This window comes from Streptomyces sp. Sge12 (assembly GCF_002080455.1).
Classification (GTDB): domain Bacteria; phylum Actinomycetota; class Actinomycetes; order Streptomycetales; family Streptomycetaceae; genus Streptomyces.
On sequence record NZ_CP020556.1, the window covers coordinates 94145 to 111331 of the forward strand.

At 70.4% G+C, this 17187-nt stretch carries 19 protein-coding genes; 10 read left to right on the forward strand and 9 right to left on the reverse strand.

What is annotated here, in order from left to right; all coding sequences use genetic code 11:
* Window positions 1-419 precede the first annotated feature (419 nt).
* The 3 genes from B6R96_RS36345 to B6R96_RS36355 all read right to left on the reverse strand — a co-directional run bounded on the left by B6R96_RS36345 (window position 420) and on the right by B6R96_RS36355 (window position 2634).
* Window positions 420-749: a hypothetical protein gene (locus B6R96_RS36345; protein WP_081525486.1), complete on the reverse strand. Its 330-nt coding sequence runs from the start codon at window positions 747-749 to the stop codon at window positions 420-422.
* 185 nt (window positions 750-934) lie between these two features.
* Window positions 935-1549 carry a hypothetical protein gene (locus B6R96_RS36350; protein ID WP_081525487.1) on the reverse strand — a complete coding sequence of 205 codons (615 nt, stop codon included), beginning with the start codon at window positions 1547-1549 and terminating at the stop codon, window positions 935-937.
* On the reverse strand, window positions 1546-2634 hold the full coding sequence (locus B6R96_RS36355; RefSeq protein ID WP_237291733.1) for a bifunctional lytic transglycosylase/C40 family peptidase: 1089 nt from the start codon (window positions 2632-2634) through the stop codon (window positions 1546-1548). The genes B6R96_RS36350 and B6R96_RS36355 overlap by 4 nt, the downstream gene beginning before the upstream one ends.
* Before the next feature lie 353 nt (window positions 2635-2987).
* Here B6R96_RS36355 and B6R96_RS36360 point away from each other — a divergent pair, with 353 nt between their 5' ends.
* From B6R96_RS36360 to B6R96_RS36400, 9 genes are all read left to right on the forward strand, one after another.
* Window positions 2988-3818 carry a hypothetical protein gene (locus B6R96_RS36360; protein WP_237291734.1) on the forward strand — a complete coding sequence of 277 codons (831 nt, stop codon included), beginning with the start codon at window positions 2988-2990 and terminating at the stop codon, window positions 3816-3818.
* A 16-nt stretch (window positions 3819-3834) separates the two neighbouring features.
* Window positions 3835-4176, forward strand: a complete 342-nt coding sequence (locus B6R96_RS36365; protein WP_081525490.1) for a hypothetical protein — start codon at window positions 3835-3837, stop codon at window positions 4174-4176.
* Window positions 4173-4955: a hypothetical protein gene (locus tag B6R96_RS37830; protein ID WP_237291735.1), complete on the forward strand. Its 783-nt coding sequence runs from the start codon at window positions 4173-4175 to the stop codon at window positions 4953-4955. The genes B6R96_RS36365 and B6R96_RS37830 overlap by 4 nt, the downstream gene beginning before the upstream one ends.
* Window positions 4945-6774, forward strand: coding sequence for a hypothetical protein (locus tag B6R96_RS36375; RefSeq protein ID WP_237291736.1), 1830 nt, complete (start codon window positions 4945-4947; stop codon window positions 6772-6774). Before B6R96_RS37830 ends, B6R96_RS36375 begins: the two co-directional genes overlap by 11 nt.
* A 14-nt stretch (window positions 6775-6788) precedes the next feature.
* Window positions 6789-8309, forward strand: coding sequence for an SCO6880 family protein (locus B6R96_RS36380; protein WP_237291737.1), 1521 nt, complete (start codon window positions 6789-6791; stop codon window positions 8307-8309).
* Entirely contained in the window at window positions 8309-9865 is a 1557-nt protein-coding gene (locus B6R96_RS36385; RefSeq protein ID WP_081525493.1) for a type VI secretion protein, read from the forward strand. The genes B6R96_RS36380 and B6R96_RS36385 overlap by 1 nt, the downstream gene beginning before the upstream one ends.
* 1 nt (window position 9866) lies before the next feature.
* Entirely contained in the window at window positions 9867-11549 is a 1683-nt protein-coding gene (locus B6R96_RS36390) for a type IV secretory system conjugative DNA transfer family protein (protein ID WP_203351771.1), read from the forward strand.
* A 23-nt stretch (window positions 11550-11572) separates the two neighbouring features.
* Entirely contained in the window at window positions 11573-12085 is a 513-nt protein-coding gene (locus B6R96_RS36395) for a hypothetical protein (protein WP_203351772.1), read from the forward strand.
* Window positions 12086-12512: 427 nt separating this feature from the next.
* Window positions 12513-13364: a hypothetical protein gene (locus B6R96_RS36400; protein WP_081525494.1), complete on the forward strand. Its 852-nt coding sequence runs from the start codon at window positions 12513-12515 to the stop codon at window positions 13362-13364.
* A gap of 35 nt (window positions 13365-13399) precedes the next feature.
* Here B6R96_RS36400 and B6R96_RS36405 read toward each other — a convergent pair whose 3' ends face one another.
* Window positions 13400-13636 carry a hypothetical protein gene (locus B6R96_RS36405; RefSeq protein WP_081525495.1) on the reverse strand — a complete coding sequence of 79 codons (237 nt, stop codon included), beginning with the start codon at window positions 13634-13636 and terminating at the stop codon, window positions 13400-13402.
* 104 nt (window positions 13637-13740) lie between these two features.
* Between B6R96_RS36405 and B6R96_RS36410 the strand changes: the two genes are divergently transcribed.
* Window positions 13741-14115 carry a hypothetical protein gene (locus B6R96_RS36410; RefSeq protein WP_081525496.1) on the forward strand — a complete coding sequence of 125 codons (375 nt, stop codon included), beginning with the start codon at window positions 13741-13743 and terminating at the stop codon, window positions 14113-14115.
* A 184-nt stretch (window positions 14116-14299) separates the two neighbouring features.
* Here the strand turns inward: B6R96_RS36410 and B6R96_RS36415 are convergent, their stop codons facing one another.
* The 5 genes from B6R96_RS36415 to B6R96_RS36435 form a co-directional block, all read right to left on the reverse strand.
* Entirely contained in the window at window positions 14300-14557 is a 258-nt protein-coding gene (locus B6R96_RS36415) for a hypothetical protein (protein WP_081525497.1), read from the reverse strand.
* Window positions 14547-14783: a hypothetical protein gene (locus tag B6R96_RS36420; RefSeq protein ID WP_081525498.1), complete on the reverse strand. Its 237-nt coding sequence runs from the start codon at window positions 14781-14783 to the stop codon at window positions 14547-14549. The genes B6R96_RS36415 and B6R96_RS36420 overlap by 11 nt, the downstream gene beginning before the upstream one ends.
* A gap of 123 nt (window positions 14784-14906) precedes the next feature.
* Window positions 14907-15197, reverse strand: coding sequence for a hypothetical protein (locus B6R96_RS36425; RefSeq protein WP_081525499.1), 291 nt, complete (start codon window positions 15195-15197; stop codon window positions 14907-14909).
* A gap of 125 nt (window positions 15198-15322) precedes the next feature.
* Window positions 15323-16471, reverse strand: a complete 1149-nt coding sequence (locus tag B6R96_RS36430) for a helix-turn-helix domain-containing protein (protein ID WP_159396466.1) — start codon at window positions 16469-16471, stop codon at window positions 15323-15325.
* Window positions 16464-17096, reverse strand: a complete 633-nt coding sequence (locus B6R96_RS36435) for a hypothetical protein (protein WP_081525501.1) — start codon at window positions 17094-17096, stop codon at window positions 16464-16466. Before B6R96_RS36435 ends, B6R96_RS36430 begins: the two co-directional genes overlap by 8 nt.
* Window positions 17097-17187: the final 91 nt, after the last annotated feature.

A 17187-nucleotide genomic window follows, 5' to 3' on the forward strand; every position in this document is an offset into this window, starting at 1 on the left:
GCGGGCCATCAGGCAGAACTGGGATCGCGACATCATCCGCGGCCTTGGGATGCCCGTCCCGCGAACGGCTCAGGGCCGAGCCCGTCACCTCGTTGGTCAGCGCAGATGGGAAGAAGCAATCGCGGAGATTCGCGAGGCGACCGGATACAACCGACGCGACGCGAGATGCATCGCGCTGGCCCTGATGTACGGCTGGAAGATCCCAACTCGGATGCCACGGATTTGCAACTACCTTCAACCCACGGAGCCCGTCAGTTCTGAAGAGTGACCATCACGGAACTCCGGCCAGAGCCCGAATTTTCCTCACTGCGGCTCTTCGCCCCAGTTGGTTCACTCCGTGAACCAACTGGGGAATGCGGGGAGCAGAAAGCAAAGGACTCACCGATGGCTGGGTCGGTGAGTCCTTGAGTGCGGGTGGGTCAGTGGGACGAGACGAAGCCAGCTGACTGGTCGAGGTGGAACGGTGAGCCCGGGTTCTCGGGCGTCCAGCCGGCGGCGAGAGCGGTGCGGATGCTCTCGGCGACCTGGGCGGGCAGGATCGGGCTGCCTTGTGTTCCGAACCAGTTGCTCGGGTGCGGCTGATTGGTGGTGATCACCAGTGTGGTGCCCGGCGTCTCGGCATGTTCGGCTGCGTAGGTAAGGGGTGAATGGACCAGGCCTTGGTCGTAGGTCGGCCGTCCGCGGAGCCGCCACCGGTAGGTGGTGTCGTCCACGGTGATGAGCCGCGATCCCTTTTTGACCAGTGCCATGTCCACATCCTTTCCCATGTGACTGTAGTGAAGGGCGGCTGATCGTGTCGTGCCGATTACCGTCGGACGGTGTCAGCTTCGGCTTCATCGCCCTGGTCTCGTCCGCGAGCCCGGGAGGTGAGTAAGCCGGACGGGGCCTGCGGTGATTGCACGCGGCCGGAGATCTTGGTCCTTCCGGTGGCACCTCAAGGGGTTGATACGACCTGGGCGGGCTGCGCGCTGGAGGTGTGCCGCTGCGCAAGTTGAATCTGGATCCGCCGGACTGCGTCCGTGCCGGCTCCCTGCACTTTCGTGAAGGTTTCGATCAGCCCGTCGGCAAGGGGTTCTGCCTTTGAGGGCGGCAGTGCCTTCCACATGCTGTACGCGCGACGCACCGCGAGCGTGGTCTCGTCGTGGTCCGGGCCGTGCAGGGCAGCGTGCAGGAGGACGACGTGGAGGTACCAGGCCACCGCGGCCTCATGGTGACCGGACAGAAGCACGAGGTACGCCCGGACCTCCCTCACCCGCACCGTCTCGATGTGCCGCTCGCCGCGCGCCGTCGTGGTCTTCGCATCGAGCTCCTCGGCAATGGCGCCCGCACGCGCAAGGTCGACAGCGGCCACCGTCTGGATGGCGGCCAGCTCCTCGGCGACCTCTGCGCACACGGCTTCTGCAGCGGTATCTGCGACGAGGGGGACTGTAGCGGGAGTGGGAGCTTCCTCGGTCTCCGGCCCTGCCCAGAATGCCGGGTCGACCAGCCCCCAGGGCCGGAAGAGCGTTCGGTCTTCGTGCACGGCGTCTCCTGCGATCGTCTCGGTCACCAGGCGACCACCCGTCGAATTCCTGTCGCCCTGGTCATGTAGTTCGTGGAGTTGCGCCAGCTGCTGTAGGGGACGATCCGTGTCTGGACCCCAGTGCGCGGTGACTCGATCAGCAGGCCCGCGCCGATGTACATGCCGACGTGCCCGGGGCTGGCGGCCGAGCCGTCGGACCCGGCGTTGAAGACCAAGTCGCCGGGCTTCGGGCTGTCCAGGCCGACCTGGATGGGCAGGTTGATCTGGTCGAAGGTCACCCGGGGGATGGTGATGCCCGCGGCCCTGTACGCCTGCTGCATCAGCGAGGAGCAGTCGCACCAGTGCCGCGGGTTCGAGCCGAGCGCGTCGGTGCAGTCGCCTCCGAGCTGGTACCAGCCGCCCTTCTGGGCCAAGGCCCAGGCCACGGCGGTGCGGACCTGGGGCGGGGTGTCCGGAGGGAGCTCGAATCCGGCGGGCAGTTCGACCGGACCGCCGTTGCCGCCCGGCGCGGTGTACTTCACCGACTGGGCCAGGATCGCTTTCACGTAGTTGTAGGTCTGCCCCTCCGCGAAGCCGACGGGCGGGACGCCTCCGAACTGCTCGACGCGCCCCCAGCCCGCGTTGTAGCCGGCCAAGGCCTTCTCGATGGCCGATCCGCTGTACTCGGGATGGTTCTTGGCGGTCCGCAGCAGGCCGCACATCATCCGACCCTGGCTCGGGATCGCGTCCTTGGGGTCCATCACGTCCCGGTCGCCGTCGCCGTCACCGTCGATTCCCTGGCTGGCCCAGGTGTCGGGAATGAACTGCGAGATGCCGTACGCGATCGGCCTGCCCAAGCCGTCGCGGGAGATCGCGGTGGGGTCGAAATTCGACTCGGCCCAGATCTGTGCGGCCAGGATCGCCGGGGGCAGGCCTTCCTTGCAGTCGGCGGCCGCGGCCAGGATCAGCGGCGCGTACTGGGCGGGGACACCGTCACGCCCTCCGATCCGCAGCGATCCTGCTGTCGGCCACGTCCCGACGTCCCGCGCCTTACCGCCGTCCTCCGCCACCGCGGCGACAAGCATCACGACTCCGACCCCGAGGGCCAGCGGCGTCGCCACCACACCGGCCACAGCAAGCCCAAGCCACCTCTTCGCCCCCATCGAAATTCCCCTCGACCATCCCCCGGATTTGCGCCCACGAAGACTTTTTCAGGCCAATGTGGCCGGTTGCATTTCCCCGTGGTTTCGCGTCGCGGATCGTGACACTATGCCATCTCTGCTCGCAGGAGGGGTTGGTGATTGGCCCTCAGGGATCGCTCGGGGGCCGGTGTAGGGTGCCGACGGATTCCGAATGCGCGGCGTGAACATTTGAAGTTCACATTAGCTACGGATTTCGTTGTTGTGCACGGGGGGATTCGGTGGGCAAAAAGGGCAATTCGGCGATCCCGGGATTTGCTGCGGCCTCGCGCCTCGTCGTGCCAGTCATGGCCGCGACGGGCGGCAGCGCCCGGTCAACGGTGGCGCACCTGCTCGCCGGTGAACTCGCGGCGGCAGCCGACACGGTCGTTGTCGACCTTGCTCCCCGCCTTGCCTCCCCGTGGCCGGCCTGGACCGCCGGGTTGCAAGCCGGTGGCCTGGCCGACCTCCCGCACGACGTTCCCCTGACCCGTGCCCGGATCCGCGCCGCAGCAGCAGTGCGCCGGTCGTCCGAGGGCGACTGGGCGGTCCTGACCGATGGACGGGAGTGGAGTGCCGCCCCGCTGTCCCTGCCCGTGCCGGCGGCCGCCTGGTACCAACTCGCGGCCGCGGGCGGCTGGCAGGCCCTCGTGGCGGACACCGCCCATCCGGTCGCCCACGACCTGCTCGCGGCCCGATGCGCGGATGACGGCGTGAGCCTGACCCGCGCCTGGTGCGAGCTCCCGTTCACCGTTCCGGTGCTGTGCGCCCAGGCCACGGCCGACGGGATACAGGCCTTGCAGCAGGCCGTGATGGTCCTGCACGCGGACGGTCTCCCGCTCCAGCGCACGGTCGTCGTCCTGACCGCCGGTACGGACGGACGGACGCCCGCCGTTGCCCGGGCCGCGGCCACCATGCTGTCCGCCCGCACCGCCGCCGTGGTCCACCTCCCCCACGACGTGGACATCCGCACTCACGGACTCCAGGCCCAGCCAGCCCGGATCCGTGCGCGCACCCGCCAGGCAGCACGCGACCTGGCCACCGCCGTGCTCGCCGCCGCCTGCGAGTCCTTCGGCGATCCGCTTCCCGACGCGGCGCAGCCCGCGCCGATTCCCCCTGCCCACGTCCCTGCCGTCTGACGAGGAACTCCCCGATATGAGCCAGCTCCTGAGCAGCCTTCACACCCTTGCCACCGACCCCGGCCTGGTGGTCCTAGCCGACGGGGTCGGCCCGGTGCCGGACTTCGACCCGGCCCTGCCCGCCTCGGTCAACACCCCCGTCGCGACGATCCTGGCCTGGACCGCCGGCGGCGGCCTGGCCCTCGCGGTCCTCGGCGGTCTCGCCGGGTGGGGCCTGATCGCGATCGGCCACAACACCCAGCGCGGGGAGATGGCTGCCCGGGGCAAGCAGGGCGTGCTGTGGAGCCTGATCGGCGCGGGCGGCATCGGCCTGACATCCTCGCTGGTCCTGGCCGTCTACACCATGACGAGCGTGTGAGCGTGGACAACGGGCTCAAGGCCCGCCGGGCGCGCCTCGTCCTCGCCGCGATCGCCGTAGCCGTGGCCGGGCTCCTCGTGTCCGGCGGGTTCGTGGCGGCCTCGCTGATGCAGGACGACGCCAAGGGCACCCCGCAGGCGGCCGCGTCCGCCACCCCGTCCGCTGGCAGCACCGCGCCGACCAGCGCCCCCACGGACAGCCCGATGACCCCGGAGCGGGCCCAGAAGATCACCTTGCGCAAGCCCACGGACCACAAGAACGGGATCGCCACCGGCTTCCCCGGCTCCCCCAGCGGCGGGATCTCCGCCGCCGTGTACTGGTGGGAGGAGTTCGCCTGGCTCGACGACGAGAAGGCCGCCCAGCAGCTCAAGGCCGCGGTGTCCAAGGAGGCCCCGGGCTACGTCGACAAGCAGGTCTCGGAGATCCGCAAGATGCGCGAGGTGCTCGGCCTGGCCCCCTCGGGCGGGATCCCGGCCGACGTCTCCTTCACGACCGCCGTCCACGCCGCCCGGGGCAAGACGCTCAAGGCGCCCGGGCTTCCGGTCGGCGACGTGATGCAGGTCTGGCTCTCCTACGACCGCTTCGCCACCGGCCCCAAGGGCGGCACCGACCAGAACCCGATGCGCGGCGCCACCATCAGCTTCGTCGTGAAGTGGGAGGACGGCGCCTGGAGGCTCACCGACAAGTACGACGCCCTCGGCGACTACCCCGTCGCCTACGAGCCCAACAGCCCCTACGCGTGGAGCGATGGCTGGGTCCAGGTCCGCCATGCGAACTGACCGCCTCGTGCGCGCGACCCGCGCGGTCGTTCTGCTCTGCGCTCTGTTCTCCTTCCTCGGCGCGGGCGCCGTCCTGTCGATTGCCGTGGCAGCCGACGATCCGAAGTACCACGCGGAGGTCGGCCCGCCCCAGCCCATCCCCAAGGACTGGGACCAGTTCACCGTCGGGCTCGACACCCGCGGCAAGTACTGCCTGGTCGACCAGATCGACGACCGCTCGATCTGCCACCTCCCGGGACCCGACGACCCGCCGTTCCCCGGCCGGACGAAGATCTGCGAGGGCGCGGACGGCAACGGCGCCGCGGAGTGCAATCCGCAGGAGCAGAAGGAAGCGGAGATCCGCCGCCTGGAGCAGTGGCGCAAGGACTTCCCCGACCGGCAGTGGAAGAACTTCGAGCCCCTGAACCAGTTCCTCACCGACTGCGTCGTGCGCGACGGGCGCCCCTTCACGGTGTGCCAGAAGGAGGGCGAGGCGAAGTACCCGCCGCCCGCCAAGGGCCCGCTGGAATGGGTGGCGGGCAAGTTCAGCGAGTTCGCCTCCAACGCCCTGAAGGAAGCCGCCTCCTACATCGGCAAGAGCGTCGTGTGGCTGCTGTCGGAGTTCGCGACGCTCTTCAACGAGAACTCCTCCATCAACCTGAACCACACCGGCATCGCCAAGCTCACGCTGATGATGACCTCCCTGTCGGCGGTCCTCGCCGTCTTCCTGCTGCTGATCCAGTTCGGGAAGGTCGCCGTCAGCCAGCAGGGCGGGCCGGCCGCCACCGCACTGACCGGCCTCGCGAAGTGGGCCGTGATCTCCTCCGTGTACTGGACCGTGGCCCAGACTGCCCTGGTCTGGTCGGACGCCGTGTCGACGTGGATCATCAACAAGACCTTCGACGGCGGCGGCAGCAATGAGGCAGCCGCTACGAAGGCCATGCAGGAGCAGCTCGGCACCCTCTTCGGCGGTCTGATCACCGGGGGCGGGGGCGCCGCCACAGCGGGCGGCGCGCTCATCGCCGGTGAGACCGTGACCGCCTCGGCTGTCGGCGTCGTCATCGTCGTGGGCATCGTCTGCATCCTGGTCATCGCAGCCCTGTGGGTGGAGATCCTGATGCGCCAGGTCGGCATCATGATCATCGTCGCGACCATGCCGATCACCCTGACCGGGCAGCTCTCGGACGCCACCTCCGAGTGGTGGCCCAAAGCGCGCAACGCCTTCATCTCCCTGGTCCTGATGAAGCCCGCGATCGTCGCCTGCTTCTCCCTCGGCTTCTTCGCAATGTCCGAGGGCAAGGGCGTGCAGAACATGCTCGTCGGGTTCGTGATGTTCCTGGCGGCCGCGCTGTGCTGGCCCGCCCTGGCCAAGTTCATGACCTTCACGACCAACGGCGAAGGCGCCTCCATGGTCTCCGGCTGGCTCAGCTCGGCCGGCTCCTCCGCCTCGTCCATGACCGGCGGCTACCGGCCCGACCCCAGCGGCGCCGGATCGGTCGCCGGCGGCCCGGGCTACACCAGGGCCCTGGAAGCGGAGAACGCCACCAGCGCCGCCGCCCCCACGCCCGCGGAAGGCGGCGGCGCGGCCAAGTCCGCGGCCCGCTTCGGCGGACGAGCCCTGGGCCTGGCGGCCTTCGGGCTCCAGGTCGTGGCGCTCGGCAAGGACAGCCTGGAGTCCGGGCTCGGCAGCACGGCCGCCAACGCCGGCCTCGGACCCGGCGGCGGCGGTGGCCGTCACGTGGTGATCCCACCGCGCAGGCAACCATCCTCCGCGCCCGCTCCGGTAGGAGCGCCCCCCGAGATGCCCGACCCCGACCCGCAGCCCGCCCCGGCTCCCTGAAAGGAGGGATGACCATGTCCCAGCCCGTTTCCTACGGCGGCTGGCAGTCCGAGAAGGCCGGCTTCATGGGCCGGCTGTCCGGACCCGGCTTCGCGATTGTCGCCTTCGCCTGCCTGCTCGCCCTCCTGCCCTTCAACGTCGGCTGGCAGTCCGCCTTCGTGTGCGTGCCCCTCGCCCTGCTCATGCTCGCGCTTGCCCTCGGACGGGTCTCAGGACTCAGCGCCGACGAATGGATCTCTCTCGCAGTAAGGCACCAGATCTCCGTGGCTACCCGACGCAACCTCTTCTTCTCCGGCGCCTTCGCGCCGCGCTCCGCCACGACCGGGCGCCAGCCGATGGACCTGCCCGGCATCCTGGCCCGGCTGCGGATCCTCGAGGCATCCGACGGACTCGGCGGGCAGCTCGGCGTCGTCCACGACCCCGTGGCCGGCACCTACAGCGCCATCGCCCGCGTCACCTTCCCCGGCCTCGCGCTGGTCGACACCGAGAAGCAGGCCGCACGCGTGGCGTCCTGGGCCCAGTTCCTGCGGTCCTACTGCACCGAGGACTCCCCGATCACCCGGATCGCCGTGCACCAGCGGTGCCTGCCCGACGACGGCGCAGCCCTGGCCTCCTGGACCGCCCGCCACGTCACCGCCGACGCACCGGCGGCCGCCGTGACCGCCCTCGCCGAACTCATGGACGGCGCCGGCCCCGCCGCGGCCGCCCGGGAGACATACCTGACGGTCACCCTCTCCGCCTCCCGGGCGCGCCTGGCCATCAAGGGCGCAGGCGGCGGACAGATCGGTGCTGCGGCCGTCCTCGTACGCGAACTCCACGCCATGGGCCAGGGCCTGTCGACGGCGAGCCTTCAGGTGGTGGAGTGGCTGCCGCCCCGCCGGGTCGCCCAGACCGTACGCACCGCCTACGACCCCGAGGCCCAGCAGGCCCTCGCCACCCGCAACGCGGCCGCCCAGAACCCCGAGTGGACCGGTACCCCGTCCGGCGTGGACCCGGACCTCGCCGGTCCCGCCGCGGCCGAGACGGCGTGGGGTGTCTACCGGCACGACGGCGCCTGGTCGGTGTCGTACCAGGTCCGCACCTGGCCGCAGTCCGCGGTGTACGCGACGATCCTCCAGCCGCTCCTGCGGCCGCGGCAGAACGCCCGCCGGGCGATGACCCTGCTCTACGAGCCGATGGGACCGCGCCGGGCCCGCCAGGAACTCGCCCGTGACAAGGCGAAGCGGACCTCCGCCCGCCACCTGCGCGCGAAGTCCGGCCGGGACGAGAGCGAGGACGAGCGCCGCGAGGAGGCGGTCTCCCGGCAGCAGGACGTGGCGCGCGCCTCCGGGCAGGGCGTGCTGCGGATGACCGCAGTCCTGACCGTCACCGTGACCGACCTCGGCGAGCTGGAGACGGCCTGCGCCGAACTCCAGGCCGACGCCGCCGCCTCTGGGCTGGAGGTGCGCCGCATGTGGGGCGCCCAGGACGTGGGCTTCGCCACCGGGGCGCTGCCGCTGGGTCAGGGCCTGCCCGACCGCAGGGTGGGATTCTGATGGGCCTCTTCTCCCGCCGCCCGGCCGGCGACACGCTGCTCGAGGCCATCGGTCTCGACGAGGCCGCCGGGGTCGCAGACCGTCCGCCCGTGGTCCTACCGCCGCAGAGGACCGCGCGCGAGCGGCGCCAGGCCCGGCTGCTCGAAGACCCGGAAACGGTGATGCGCCTGGCCCCGAAGAAGGGATGGACCCACCCCTTCGCGGGCCGGGCCGCCTCCACGCCGCGCACCGAGGTCGTCCGCGCCGACACGGCGAACGCCGCCGGGATATACCCCTACCTTCACGCCGCGAGCCTGCCGCCCATCGGCGCGTACATGGGCCGTAACGTCCTGACCACGGAGGCCTTCAGCGCTCACCCCGCGGTCTGGGTGAAGGAAGGACTGTGCACCAACCCGAATGTGATGGTGACCGGGACCCCCGGCTCGGGCAAGTCCGCGCACCTCAAGGCCCTATCGCTGCGGCTGATGGCCTTCGGGCACCGCACGCTGATCGCCGGGGACGTCAAGGGCGAGTACCAGAGCCTGTGCCGGCACCTGGGCGTCGAGCCCGTACGGCTCGGCCCCGGCCTGCCCGGACGTCTCAACCCCCTCGACGCCGGCCCCTTGGGGGCCGGCCTGGACCTCATCAAGGACCCCGCCGAGCTGAAGGCACGGCTCACCGAGATCCACCGCCGGCGCCTCACCCTCCTCAAGGCCCTGCTCGAACTCCAGCTGCGCCGCACTCTTCAACCCCAGGAGGAGGAAGCGCTCGACGTCGCCGTGCGCGAGGTCACCGGCGAGCTCCACGGCGCGGGCGCCGGCCGCTTCGCGACGCCCACCCTGCCGCTTGTCTACGACCGCCTGCGCGATCCCACGGACGCCATGGCTCGCGAGCTGCGCATCCGGGACGGCGAGGTCCAGCGCGCCCGTGAGCAGATGGCCTCCATCCGCTCGGCCCTCGGCGGAATGGTCACCGGGCACCTGGGCGGCCTCTTCGACGAGGCCACATCCCTCGCCCTGGACTGGGACGCCCCGATCCAGTCCGTCGACATCTCCGCCCTGCAGGAGTACGGCGACGAGACCGTCGCCATGGTCCTATCCTGTGTCTCCACCTGGGCGCAGTCCGCGATCGACCAGCCCGGCCAGAAGCCGTGGATCGTCGTCCGCGACGAGCTCTGGCGCCAGATGCGCTCCGGCGGCGCCACCATGGTCAAGAAGATCGACGCCGACCTCAGGCTCAGCAGGGCGACCGGCACCATCCAAGTCCTGGCCACCCACCGGCTGTCGGACTTCGAGTCCGTGGGCGCGGCCGGCTCCGAGGCCGTCGCGATCGCCCGCGACCTGATCGCCTCGTGCGAGACCCGCATCCAGCTCGCCCAGGACACCCGGCCCCTGCAGATCACCCGCGAGGCCATCGGACTCACCGACTCCGAGTGCAGCCTCATCGGCTCCTGGGGCGCCGGCCAGCGCGGCAGAGCCCTGTGGAAGGTCGGCCGCGGGGGCGGCCACGCCGTGCAGCTGATGCTCTCGCGCACCGAGAAGCGGCTCTTCGAGACCGACGAACGGATGGTGATCTGAGGTGTCCGAGCGCACCGGCCCGTCCGCTGCCGCCCTGGACGACAACACGCTCCTCGCCGCGTACGGCGCGGGTCTGGTTGTCACGGTCGGCGGCTCCGCCCTGCTCGCCGGGCCGCTCGCCGGACTGCTGTCCGGCAACGGCTGGGTCCGCAGCCCGCAGAGCGTCCCCGTCACCGTGATCTCGGCTCTCGTGAAGGGGCCCGGCTCCGTCTACCAGCCGGCCCCGCCCGCCTGGCTGTTCTACGCCCTCACCGTGTTCTTCGTGCTCGCCCTGGGCGCCGCGATCGTCAAGGTCGCCAGCGCGGTGTCCTTCGGCGCACGCTCCGGCGGGGCCCAGTGGGGCGGGGCGAAGACCGAGCGGAAGATGTCCGCGCACAACGACCCGACCAGGCGCGTCAACCGCATCACCGCCGGGCGCGGCATGCGGACCAGGAGGATCGTCGCCGCGCAGCCGAACATCTCGGCGACCGTGTTCGGCGTGCCCGGCTCGTCGAAGACCACCGGCCTGGTGCTGCCCAACGCGGCCGAGTGGCAGGGCCCACTGGTGGTGACCACCACCAAGGCCGCCGACCTGGACATCATCTACGCCCGCCGCCGCTGGATCGGCCCCGTCTGGGTCATCGCCCCCGCCGGCATCCCCGGCCGCGCCAGCGACCACTGGTCACCGGTCGAGTACTGCACCGACGCCAAGGCCGCCGACCGGATGGCGTCCTGGCTCGCCGAGGCATCCTCCTCCGGCGACGACAAGCGGGCCGCCCCCTGGATCGACCAGGCCAAAAGCGTCCTGAAGGGCATCCTGCTCGCCGCCCACCTCTCCGGCGGAGGCATCTCCGACCTGCGCCGCTGGATCTCACTGGGCAAGGACGCCGTCGACCACGTCCGCGCCATCCTCCTCGCGCACGGCCACAACGACGTCGCCGACGACTACGCCTCCCCCTGGCTGCGCCTGCACGAGGACGGCATCGGAAGCATCCAGTTCAGCCTGAACGTGCTGGCACGCGTCTTCGCCGACGAAGAGGTCCGTGACACCTGCTCCCGCTCGGACTTCGCCTTCGAGGACTGGCTCGACAAGCGGGGCACCATCTGCATCATCGCCTCCGAGGCCGACGCAGACCGCTTCGCACCGCTCATCAGTTCACTGATCGCCGGAGCGATCCACGCCGCCGAGACCCGTTACAACACGTACGGGAAGCCCATCGACCCCAGCGTCGGCTTCTTCGTCGACGAGGCCGGGAACATGCTGCGCTACCCCCGGCTGCCGAACATCCTGACCACCGGCCGCGGCATGGGCATCGTCATGACGACCGTCTGGCACGACCTGTCCCAGCTCCGCGAATCCCTCGGCGTACAGAAGGCCAACACCGTCCTGTCCGCGAGCGGCCTGCGCATGCTGCTGCCCGGCTGCGGCGACCTGGAGACCCTGCGCTACTTCTCCGGCCTGTACGGACGGACCGAGGTCATGAAGACCAGCCACGGCCGCTCCAGAGGCGAGTACTCCACCAACACGCAGGCCACCGAGACCGACCTCGCCCCCGTCCACTCCCTGCAGCAGCTCCCCGACTTCACCGCGATCGCCCAGTACACCAACCTCCCGCCGATCAAGGTCCGGATGCGCCTCACCTTCCACGACAAGGACCTGAAGAAGCTTCTCGCCGAGCCCAAGGCCATCACCGGCAAGAAGTAGCCGACGACCGCCAGGAGACGTACGTGCCCGACCCGCTGAACCCCGCCGATCTCTGGCCGTCCATGGACGGATCCCCGCCGGCAGCCGAGCCGCAGCGCTGGGTGTGGGCGGCCATGGAACCCAAGGAGCGGCAGATCAGGATGCGCGAGCTCGGCGGATGGGTCGACTGGCTCCGCAGAACCTTCGAGCTCCACAACAAGATCACCCACTGCTGGTACCGGCACTCCCCGGTCGTCGAGCACCTCACCGCCCTGTACGCGGGCTGGATGCGCACCTACGCCGGAGAGGAGGCGCCCGGGCGCGAGCTCGCCGAGGCGGACTGGATCAACACCTTGTACGCCTTCGTCCCGCGCCTGCAGCTCGCCGCCTGCGCCACCGGCGCCCACCAGGAACCGCCGCTGGTCGTCCCCCCGCCCCCTGGCAGCGACGAGTCCTTCGACCTGTACCTGCTCTCCGACGCGACGACCGCCTCGGCCGTCCACCCGGCGGCCGCCGAACTGAACCGTCGCGAAGACGAGCTGAACGCGCCGCTGTAGGCGCCGCCCGCCCGACGCGGCGCACGACCCCAAGGAGGTACCCGCGATGGCCACATCAGCGGATCAGGCAGCGACAGGCCTTGCCGCCGCCGCGCACGTGCGGCCGGGACCCGACGCAATGCCCTTGTGGCAGGACCCGGACAGCCAACCGCACCTGAGGAAGCCGCCAGCTGCCACTGCCGACGAGGACCTGCCCCAAGACCCGGACGACACCTACTGGGGAGAATTGGAGGAGGCGCTGACCGCCTGGGACGAGCTGCGTATCCCGGTCCCCGCCGCCGAGGTCCGGTCTGCGGTCGCCGCCGATCTGGCAGTCCTGAATCCACGAACGCAGGAATCCGCACCGCCTGGGGCCGCGCCCGCCACCCCCGCTTCGTCAGCTCCTCACCAAGCCGGGCCGCCTACAGTTCCGGTTGCTGCGACAGCGGTGGACGCGGCCGCAGCAGAAGCCGACGTCCACGCAGACACGCTCCAGAGCCATCCGGAGTGGCAGAAGATCCAGACGCTCCGCGGCGCCCTCCGCCACGTCTTGGACGTGATGAAGGAGAAGGCCGGCAGCCGCTACTGGGACACCCTCCGCGCCGACGTGCATTTCCAGGGCTTCTGGAGAACGGCTTCGATCCGGGCATGCGAGGCGATCGCCGTCCAGGCGGCGACGCTCGCGCACCGCCTCCGCGCCGACGACCGAGGAGCCCCCTCCGCCGCCCTGCTGAAGCTCTCGGCCGCCGCCGTCACCTACAGCGCAGTCGCATCTGCCGAGCCCAAACCAGAGCCGACGGCGTCCAAGGAGACCAAGGCCGAGGCCCCTCTCGCGGTGCACCATCGCATCGATCGGCGGGAGCCGACTCCGTACGCCACCCGCGACGATGCCGTGCGGGCCGCGCACGAGGTCGCCGTCCGCTTCCAGTCGTGGATCCAGACCCCGATGGGACAGGAAGCCGTCGGCTCCAGCCACAAACGCGTCCAGGCGTTCCGCGCCGCCTGGATGAAGCTCCCGTCCGACGGCGCCCAGACCGGCCCGGCCGTCGGCTCTTACGGGGAGGTTGCCGAACATGCTCAAGCCCTCGTCGCCCTGGCGGTGCGCTCGGCCCGCTTCGCCCCCACCGACGTCCAGGCCCTGCAAGACCTGGCCAAGGCCTCCGGAGCCCATTCGGCCCGCCTGTCGGTGACCCTGCCGCCCGGGCCGCCCAAGCCGGCTCTGACGGCGGCCGCGCCGATGCCGCGCGTTGCCACCCCCGCGGCGGCTCCTACGACCCGCACTCCCCGAGCGTCGGCCTAGAACCGATCGACGCCGAGTGAGGTCGCGCACGCGCTTCACTCCATGGCGGAGCGCAGCATCCCTGCGGTCCTGGCCATCGCGGCCGCCGTCGCCTCATCGGCGGCGGTCCGCACTGCGTCCTCCAGAAGCAGCGCTGCTGCCTGGAGGAGCCCGACATGCACGGGCACGGTCTGCAGCCCGGTGAGCGCGGCCATGGCCTGGTCGGTCGCGCTCTGCGGGATGAGGGTGCTGACGCCGCGGCCGATGCCCCGCGCCTGACTCGGAGTGTTCACCCGGTGATTCTCTCCGGTCAGACCATCTGGCCGGTCCCCGAACAGCAGATGCTCACCTGCGGATTCCCGGGTGACCTCCTCGCCCCCGTGCGGGTTGGGAAGTCATGCGAAAGACGATCTACATGGTGACCGCAGCAGCGCTGCTGTTCGGCGCGGCGCCGGCGCACGCCGATGCCAAGGCGAAGGACGGGCGCGTCGGCCTGTCCGTCTACGGCAAGGGCCTCCGCGTCCACGACGTCGGAGCCCACATCGAAGGCCACGGCACCGGCGTACGGGCCCGCCTCATCACCTACACCCCGAAGGGGTACCGGTCGGAGCTGACCGGCTGGAAAGACGCCACCCCAGTGACCGCAGCCATGACCAAGATGTCGACGGTGGGCTGGAAGTGGAAGGACGGCAAAACGTTCCCACACGGGACCAAGCTGTGCGTCGAGTTCAACATCGTGAACGGGGAGCCCTGCGCGGTGATCCACCGCTAGGCCCATGGGCGACGACGTCGGAGGGCCACAGGCCCGGGGCCGCGGCGGACGTCCAGAAGAGTACGCCGGGAACGAGGATCACCACGCGGAAGCCGCAGCTGAACGGCTGTGAGGATGTCGCCGACGGTCTCGGCGTCGAGTCCGCCCTGTAGCGGATGCGGATCCGGGCGCCGCTGTTCGGTGTTCAGGCTTCGACGTATGCCACGATCGTGATCGTTTGCAGGGCGGTCACGTAGTAGATGACCCGGATCCCGTCGATGTCGTCTACGTAGTCGCGCAGCAGGGTGCCGGGGACTTCGGTGCCGAGGTGTGGGTTGACGCTGATGGCGACGATCGCACGGTCCAGGCGGTGCGTCTCGTTCGCGGTCAGCTTCGTCAGCTGGGTGAGGGCGGGCTCGACCATGACGACGCGCGAGCGGCGTCCGGAGGCTTCAGGCGACACGGGGCTGCTCGTCGGCGAGGCGGGCCAGGTGGGCATCGCGGGCCGTCTCCCACAGGACGCCGGTCTCCGGCGCGGGGTACCCGTGGGAGGCGATGTCCTCGAGCACCGAGGCGAGGACGTCGATCTTCGCGCGCTGCTCGGCCGCGTACGCGAGGACGGACGCGGCCGCATGCTCGTCAAGGGGCTGACGTTCGGGCACGGGCACGGTGGCCGGCTGCTCGCTCATCCGGGACTCCTGGGCTCTCAATCTGGCGTGGTGTCACCACGGTATCGCCCAGCCCGAGGACCGGGATCCGCTCCGGCGAACCGGAATCCAACAAGGCCGATGTTGCGGTGCGCGTCGTCACCGCTACCGGTCCTGGGCGGTCAGGAGCAGGAACAGGTCCTTGGAGTGGGTCGTCCCGAGCCCGGTGGCCACCGTCTCAGCCGACGCGCCGTCGTCGCACAGCATGCTGGCGGCCTCCCGGCTGACACGGGCGACGACCCGCTCCAGCACTCCGACGGCGCGCAGCGCGGCCAACGGTGCGTCCGCGGTCGTGGCGGTCGGCTGCTCGGTGATCTCGGCCAGGAAAGCGGCCAGCGGCTCGAGTCGGCACCGGCGAGGTGACCGACCGCCGACGCGGTCACCCGGGACCGGCACCGCAACGGCGCCCCCAGGGCTTCGGTCAGCCAGTCCGCCGCCCGCCCCGCACCCACCGGACCCCGCAGGGCCGCGCGCACCTGCTCCGGGCCGGCGGCCTTCAGCTGTCGACGGGCGGCGGCCGGTCAGAGGGCTTGAAGGCGTGCGCCTTTGCGGCGGCGGGCGGCGAGGCTGATCACGGGGGCAGTACGGCGCGGAGCCGGGTCGGCGGCGACGTCCGGTGCGAGGGAACGCATGAGGACGGGGTGCAGACCGAGGTCTTCGGCGGCCTGGAGCAGGGACGGTGGCTCGCCGTACTTGCGGCCGAGCATGGCTCGAACGAGGGTGGGCTGCTCGGGATGCACGGCGACGGGCTCGTTGGTCCGCCAGCCCCGGGCGGCGAGCTGCTTGTAGAGGCTCTCGCGGCGGGCCTGGTCGATGTGGCCGAGGTCGTAGGCACGATTGATGAGGGCCTGGATGGAAATGCCCCAGCGCTGCTTGAGGACGGCGAACTCGCGGAGCATCAGCGGGCCGCTGAACGCTTCCTCCGCGCGTTCCTTCGGGAGCAGGAACGCGCCCGCGAAGCGGTGCGCCTCGGTTTCGGCCTGCTTGGCGTCCAAGCCGGCCCGGCGCTGGGGGTGGAGGACGAGGTGGCCCAGTTCGTGGGCTGTGGTGAATCGCTGCCTGTCTCCGCTTCCGGCGGAGAAGTAACTGATCATGGATGGCCCTGTGGTGCCCTTCCAGCAGGAGACGCCGGAGTGCCCGACGACCGCTTCCTCTCCGGCCCCGTCGGCGTCGAGGAGCATGAGCGGGACCACGGGGATACCGGCCCGCTCGCAGGCGCGGATGACGTGTCCGATCACTCCGTCCGAGGCGATGCCCAGGGCGGCGCGGGTCTGGTCGGCGAGATCTTCGATGTCGTCGGGGAGGAGGGTGCCTTCGGCCACCGGCAGAGTGGTGCGACGCACCTTGGTCTCGGCCATGAGGCGTACGGCGACCCGGTACGCCTCCCTGACCGTGGCCTCCACCCGCGCGACTTCCTTGGCCGAGGCGCTGGCCTTCTTACGGAAGGCCAAGGTGTCGGCGGGGAGGTCGGAGGGGTCCACGTCGAAGAACGACATGGGTGTGCCGGTCGCTGCGGCAATGCGGGCCAGTACGTCGTCGCTGACCGGCTTGAGGCCCTTTTGGATCTGTGAGATCAGCGGCTGCGAGACGCCGGCGGCCTGCGCGAGTTCCCCCTGGGTGAGGCCCATCAGAGCCCTCAGGGTCCGGATGCGCTCCGCTGGATCACGCACTACTTCCTTCACCCTCTTCGCGCACGTCCTCGTCGAACTCGAAGGGCAGTGTGAAGCCCTCGTCGTCCGGAATGAACTCCCAGTCGGTAAACGACTCAGTGTTGCGGGGGAGCTCGTAGTACAGGTCGAACTTCGCGGCCCGTCCCGGCTTCCATTCACCTATCGGGCGAACGATACGGACCGAGATCTCCCCGCCCTCCTCGGGCGGCGAGAGCCAGACCGCGATGAGGTTGCTGCCCGCCACACCGAGCAGATCAAGCGTTCGATTCTCATAGTAGGTGATCCGGGCCCGGTTCCTCCCAGGGGCCGGGACCATCTCGTACGGGGTGGCGTGCAGGACGCGGATGGTCATCGTCTCGTGGCGCAGGTGCAACCGGCCGCTGGACGTCTCTATGGGCACCCAGCCACCGAGGTCGAGCCCGTCGGTGTGGCGGCGCTCGATGAAGCCGCGGGTGTGATCGCGCACGAGGTCGGTGCGGCCCTTGGTGTAGCCGTTGCCGGTCAGGCCCGAGTCGTCGTAGTGACCATGGGCGGCGATGTATCCGTGGTCGAGCGCTTCATAGAGGGGTGCGGACAGACCTTCAGTGGCCCGCGTGATGTATGACGCGTCCTCAGGTGTGAGCATGGCGGTTATTTTATAACCGAAAATTCCACACCTTCAACGGCTTCACGAGAACAGCCATCCCTCCAACACCTATGCGAGCTACGGCCGGACG

What these genes read in the sequence shown, in the direction of transcription:
- B6R96_RS36345 (WP_081525486.1), bottom strand. Translation starts at nt 749, where the DNA reads ATGGCACTGGTCAAAAAGGGATCGCGGCTCATCACCGTGGACGACACC.
- B6R96_RS36360 (WP_237291734.1), top strand. Translation starts at nt 2,988, where the DNA reads ATGGCCGCGACGGGCGGCAGCGCCCGGTCAACGGTGGCGCACCTGCTC.
- B6R96_RS36365 (WP_081525490.1), top strand. Translation starts at nt 3,835, where the DNA reads ATGAGCCAGCTCCTGAGCAGCCTTCACACCCTTGCCACCGACCCCGGC.
- B6R96_RS36375 (WP_237291736.1), top strand. Translation starts at nt 4,945, where the DNA reads ATGCGAACTGACCGCCTCGTGCGCGCGACCCGCGCGGTCGTTCTGCTC.
- B6R96_RS36380 (WP_237291737.1), top strand. Translation starts at nt 6,789, where the DNA reads ATGTCCCAGCCCGTTTCCTACGGCGGCTGGCAGTCCGAGAAGGCCGGC.
- B6R96_RS36385 (WP_081525493.1), top strand. Translation starts at nt 8,309, where the DNA reads ATGGGCCTCTTCTCCCGCCGCCCGGCCGGCGACACGCTGCTCGAGGCC.
- B6R96_RS36410 (WP_081525496.1), top strand. Translation starts at nt 13,741, where the DNA reads ATGCGAAAGACGATCTACATGGTGACCGCAGCAGCGCTGCTGTTCGGC.
- B6R96_RS36420 (WP_081525498.1), bottom strand. Translation starts at nt 14,783, where the DNA reads ATGAGCGAGCAGCCGGCCACCGTGCCCGTGCCCGAACGTCAGCCCCTT.
- B6R96_RS36435 (WP_081525501.1), bottom strand. Translation starts at nt 17,096, where the DNA reads ATGCTCACACCTGAGGACGCGTCATACATCACGCGGGCCACTGAAGGT.